Consider the following 5,134-nt stretch of genomic DNA (forward strand, 5'->3'; position numbering starts at 1 on the left):
ACTGGGTTCGTGCCTTCATCCGTTTCCACGGTGTGCGTCACCCGGCAACCTTGGGCAGCAGCGAAGTCGAGGCATTTCTGTCCTGGCTGGCGAACGAGCGCAAGGTTTCGGTCTCCACGCATCGTCAGGCATTGGCGGCCTTGCTGTTCTTCTACGGCAAGGTGCTGTGCACGGATCTGCCCTGGCTTCAGGAGATCGGAAGACCTCGGCCGTCGCGGCGCTTGCCGGTGGTGCTGACCCCGGATGAAGTGGTTCGCATCCTCGGTTTTCTGGAAGGCGAGCATCGTTTGTTCGCCCAGCTTCTGTATGGAACGGGCATGCGGATCAGTGAGGGTTTGCAACTGCGGGTCAAGGATCTGGATTTCGATCACGGCACGATCATCGTGCGGGAGGGCAAGGGCTCCAAGGATCGGGCCTTGATGTTACCCGAGAGCTTGGCACCCAGCCTGCGCGAGCAGCTGTCGCGTGCACGGGCATGGTGGCTGAAGGACCAGGCCGAGGGCCGCAGCGGCGTTGCGCTTCCCGACGCCCTTGAGCGGAAGTATCCGCGCGCCGGGCATTCCTGGCCGTGGTTCTGGGTTTTTGCGCAGCACACGCATTCGACCGATCCACGGAGCGGTGTCGTGCGTCGCCATCACATGTATGACCAGACCTTTCAGCGCGCCTTCAAACGTGCCGTAGAACAAGCAGGCATCACGAAGCCCGCCACACCGCACACCCTCCGCCACTCGTTCGCGACGGCCTTGCTCCGCAGCGGTTACGACATTCGAACCGTGCAGGATCTGCTCGGCCATTCCGACGTCTCTACGACGATGATTTACACGCATGTGCTGAAAGTTGGCGGTGCCGGAGTGCGCTCACCGCTTGATGCGCTGCCGCCCCTCACTAGTGAGAGGTAGGGCAGCGCAAGTCAATCCTGGCGGATTCACTACCCCTGCGCGAAGGCCATCGGTGCCGCATCGAACGGCCGGTTGCGGAAAGTCCTCCCTGCGTCCGCTGATGGCCGGCAGCAGCCCGTCGTTGCCTGATGGATCCAACCCCTCCGCTGCTATAGTGCAGTCGGCTTCTGACGTTCAGTGCAGCCGTCTTCTGAAAACGACAATGGAGGTGGTAGCCGAGGGTGTGGAAACACCCGACTGCCTTGCGTGGTTGCGGCAGGCGGGTTGCGACACGGTGCAGGGTTTCCTGTTCGCCAGGCCGATGCCGGCGGCGGCCTTCGTCGGCTTCGTCAACCAATGGAGGAACACCACCATGAACGCCAATGAACCGAGCACCAGTTGCTGCGTGTGCTGCAAGGAAATCCCGCTCGATGCCGCCTTCACGCCGGAAGGGGCCGAGTACGTGGAGCATTTCTGCGGGCTGGAGTGCTATCAGCGCTTCCAGGCGCGGGCCAGCACTGCGACCGAAACCAGCGTCAAACCGGACGCTTGTGATTCGCCGCCGTCAGGTTGAGGCATACCCTAACCTGATGTCAGATGCCATGTGTAAATTGCGTCAGGATAGGATTGAATTTTGAATTTATTGACATATCTCGTTGAAGGTCATAGAGTCTTCCCTGACATTTTGCAGGGAATTCCATGACTGGACAGCGCATTGGGTATATCAGGGTCAGCACCTTCGACCAGAACCCGGAACGGCAACTGGAAGGCGTCAAGGTTGATCGCGCTTTTAGCGACAAGGCATCCGGCAAGGATGTCAAGCGTCCGCAACTGGAAGCGCTGATAAGCTTCGCCCGCACCGGCGACACCGTGGTGGTGCATAGCATGGATCGCCTGGCGCGCAATCTCGATGATTTGCGCCGGATCGTGCAAACGCTGACACAACGCGGCGTGCATATCGAATTCGTCAAGGAACACCTCAGTTTTACTGGCGAAGACTCTCCGATGGCGAACCTGATGCTCTCGGTGATGGGCGCGTTCGCCGAGTTCGAGCGCGCCCTGATCCGCGAGCGTCAGCGCGAGGGTATTGCGCTCGCCAAGCAACGCGGGGCTTACCGTGGCAGGAAGAAATCCCTGTCGTCTGAGCGTATTGCCGAACTGCGCCAACGTGTCGAGGCTGGCGAGCAAAAGACCAAGCTTGCTCGTGAATTCGGAATCAGTCGCGAAACCCTGTATCAATACTTGAGAACGGATCAGTAAATATGCCACGTCGTTCCATCCTGTCCGCCGCCGAGCGGGAAAGCCTGCTGGCGTTGCCGGACTCCAAGGACGACCTGATCCGACATTACACATTCAACGATACCGACCTCTCGATCATCCGACAGCGGCGCGGGCCAGCCAATCGGCTGGGCTTCGCGGTGCAGCTCTGTTACCTGCGCTTTCCCGGCGTCATCCTGGGCGTCGATGAACTACCGTTCCCGCCCTTGTTGAAGCTGGTCGCCGACCAGCTCAAGGTCGGCGTCGAAAGCTGGAACGAGTACGGCCAGCGGGAGCAGACCCGGCGCGAGCACCTGAGCGAGCTGCAAACCGTGTTCGGTTTCCGGCCCTTCACCATGAGCCATTACCGGCAGGCCGTCCAGATGCTGACCGAGCTGGCGATGCAAACCGACAAAGGCATCGTGCTGGCCAGCGCCTTGATCGGGCACCTGCGGCGGCAGTCGGTCATTCTGCCCGCCCTCAACGCCGTCGAGCGGGCGAGTGCCGAGGCGATCACCCGTGCTAACCGGCGCATCTACGACGCCTTGGCCGAACCACTGGCGGACGCGCATCGCCGCCGCCTCGACGATCTGCTCAAGCGCCGGGACAACGGCAAGACGACCTGGTTGGCTTGGTTGCGCCAGTCTCCGGCCAAGCCAAATTCGCGGCATATGCTGGAACACATCGAACGCCTCAAGGCATGGCAGGCACTCGATCTGCCTACCGGCATCGAGCGGCTGGTTCACCAGAACCGCCTGCTCAAGATTGCCCGCGAGGGCGGCCAGATGACACCCGCCGACCTGGCCAAATTCGAGCCGCAACGGCGCTACGCCACTCTCGTGGCGCTGGCCACCGAGGGCATGGCCACCGTCACCGACGAAATCATCGACCTGCACGACCGCATCCTGGGTAAGCTGTTTAACGCTGCCAAGAATAAGCATCAGCAGCAGTTCCAGGCGTCAGGCAAGGCCATCAACGCCAAGGTACGTCTGTACGGGCGCATCGGTCAGGCGCTGATCGACGCCAAGCAATCAGGCCGCGATGCGTTTGCCGCCATCGAGGCCGTCATGTCCTGGGATTCCTTTGCCGAGAGCGTCACCGAGGCGCAGAAGCTCGCGCAACCCGATGACTTCGATTTCCTGCATCGCATCGGCGAGAGCTACGCCACCCTGCGCCGCTATGCACCGGAATTCCTTGCCGTGCTCAAGCTGCGGGCCGCGCCCGCCGCCAAAAACGTGCTTGATGCCATTGAGGTGCTGCGCGGCATGAACACCGACAACGCCCGCAAGCTGCCAGCCGATGCACCGACCGGCTTCATCAAGCCGCGCTGGCAGAAACTGGTGATGACCGACGCCGGCATCGACCGGCGCTACTACGAACTGTGCGCGCTGTCCGAGTTGAAGAACTCCCTGCGCTCGGGCGACATCTGGGTGCAGGGTTCACGCCAGTTCAAGGACTTCGAGGACTACCTGGTACCGCCCGAGAAGTTCACCAGCCTCAAGCAGTCCAGCGAATTGCCGCTGGCCGTGGCCACCGACTGCGAACAATATCTGCATGAGCGGCTGACGCTGCTGGAAGCACAACTTGCCACCGTCAACCGCATGGCGGCAGCCAACGACCTGCCGGATGCCATCATCACCGAGTCGGGCTTGAAGATCACGCCGCTGGATGCGGCGGTGCCCGACACCGCGCAGGCGCTGATAGACCAGGCAGCCATGGTCCTGCCGCACGTCAAGATCACCGAACTGCTGCTCGAAGTCGATGAGTGGACGGGCTTCACCCGGCACTTCACGCACTTGAAATCGGGCGATCTGGCCAAGGACAAGAACCTGTTGTTGACCACGATCCTGGCCGACGCGATCAACCTGGGCCTGACCAAGATGGCCGAGTCCTGCCCCGGCACGACCTACGCGAAGCTCGCTTGGCTGCAAGCCTGGCATACCCGCGACGAAACGTACTCGACAGCGTTGGCTGAACTGGTCAACGCTCAGTTTCGGCATCCCTTTGCCGGGCACTGGGGCGATGGCACCACATCATCATCGGACGGACAGAATTTCCGAACCGCTAGCAAGGCAAAGAGCACGGGGCACATCAACCCAAAATATGGCAGCAGCCCAGGACGGACTTTCTACACCCACATCTCCGACCAATACGCGCCATTCCACACCAAGGTGGTCAATGTCGGCCTGCGCGACTCAACCTACGTGCTCGACGGCCTGCTGTACCACGAATCCGACCTGCGGATCGAGGAGCACTACACCGACACGGCGGGCTTCACCGATCACGTCTTCGCCCTGATGCACCTCTTGGGCTTCCGCTTCGCGCCGCGCATCCGCGACCTGGGCGACACCAAGCTCTACATCCCGAAGGGCGATGCCGCCTATGACGCGCTCAAGCCGATGATCGGCGGCACGCTCAACATCAAGCACGTCCGCGCCCATTGGGACGAAATCCTGCGGCTGGCCACCTCGATCAAGCAGGGCACGGTGACGGCCTCGCTGATGCTCAGGAAACTCGGCAGCTACCCGCGCCAGAACGGCTTGGCCGTCGCGCTGCGCGAGTTGGGCCGCATCGAGCGCACGCTGTTCATCCTCGACTGGCTGCAAAGCGTCGAGCTACGCCGCCGCGTGCATGCCGGGCTGAACAAGGGCGAGGCGCGCAATGCGCTGGCCCGTGCCGTGTTCTTCAACCGCCTTGGAGAAATCCGTGACCGCAGTTTCGAGCAGCAGCGCTACCGGGCCAGCGGCCTCAACCTGGTGACGGCGGCCATCGTGCTGTGGAACACGGTCTACCTGGAGCGTGCGGCGCATGCGTTGCGCGGCAATGGTCATGCCGTCGATGACTCGCTATTGCAGTACCTGTCGCCACTCGGCTGGGAGCACATCAACCTGACCGGTGATTACCTATGGCGCAGCAGCGCCAAGATCGGCGCGGGGAAGTTCAGGCCGCTACGGCCTCTGCAACCGGCTTAGCGTGCTTTATTTAATGAGATGGTCACT

Annotated in this window: 3 protein-coding genes and 1 pseudogene; all 4 read left to right on the plus strand. The window is 61.8% G+C overall.

Annotated elements, in window-relative coordinates; translation table 11 throughout:
- On the plus strand, positions 1-899 hold an 899-nt coding region (gene intI1 / locus F0Q32_RS24555; protein WP_031999050.1), incomplete at its 5' end, for a class 1 integron integrase IntI1.
- A 202-nt stretch (positions 900-1,101) separates the two neighbouring features.
- Positions 1,102-1,452, plus strand: a pseudogene (locus tag F0Q32_RS26890) (DUF3330 domain-containing protein); the annotation flags it as partial.
- Between the two features lie 125 nt (positions 1,453-1,577).
- Entirely contained in the window at positions 1,578-2,138 is a 561-nt protein-coding gene (locus F0Q32_RS24570) for a recombinase family protein (protein ID WP_000147567.1), read from the plus strand.
- 2 nt (positions 2,139-2,140) lie between these two features.
- Complete coding sequence (locus tag F0Q32_RS24575; protein ID WP_149465037.1) at positions 2,141-5,107, plus strand: Tn3-like element TnAs3 family transposase; 2,967 nt, start codon at positions 2,141-2,143, stop codon at positions 5,105-5,107.
- The last annotated feature ends 27 nt before the right edge of the window (positions 5,108-5,134 follow it).

This window comes from Pseudocitrobacter sp. 73, from assembly GCF_008369545.1.
In the GTDB taxonomy this organism is placed as follows: domain Bacteria; phylum Pseudomonadota; class Gammaproteobacteria; order Enterobacterales; family Enterobacteriaceae; genus Pseudocitrobacter; species Pseudocitrobacter vendiensis.

What these genes read in the sequence shown, in the direction of transcription:
- F0Q32_RS24570 (WP_000147567.1), top strand. Translation starts at nt 1,578, where the DNA reads ATGACTGGACAGCGCATTGGGTATATCAGGGTCAGCACCTTCGACCAG.
- F0Q32_RS24575 (WP_149465037.1), top strand. Translation starts at nt 2,141, where the DNA reads ATGCCACGTCGTTCCATCCTGTCCGCCGCCGAGCGGGAAAGCCTGCTG.